A 286-nucleotide genomic window follows, 5' to 3' on the forward strand; every position below is an offset into this window, starting at 1 on the left:
AGTTGAGTAAGAGAGGTAGTAGCGATTTGTTGATTTAACCATACACACAAAGATAAGAAATGGTGCCCGTGGCACTTGCGTTTTCGTTTCATTCCGCCTGCTTTTATAGCTAATTGATTAAGTGTAGCGGGAGACATATATCGATATAGCTCTTCGGCAAATAAAGATAACTCTTGTTTTTGATGCATATTCATAAAAAGCACGTCACCCTTTCTCATTAACATAAGAAAATAGTAACGTGCTTTTAACTTCAAAAATAGTCTAAATCCTTAAGTTGATGGATGTG

1 pseudogene is annotated in these 286 nt (G+C 35.7%); it reads right to left on the reverse strand.

What is annotated here, in order from left to right:
- Positions 1-194: pseudogene (locus tag JDS95_RS30700) on the reverse strand (IS4 family transposase); the annotation flags it as partial.
- Between the last annotated feature and the right edge of the window lie 92 nt (positions 195-286).

The sequence above is a fragment of the Bacillus cereus group sp. N24 genome, from assembly GCF_016483345.1.
Classification (GTDB): Bacteria; Bacillota; Bacilli; order Bacillales; family Bacillaceae_G; genus Bacillus_A; species Bacillus_A toyonensis.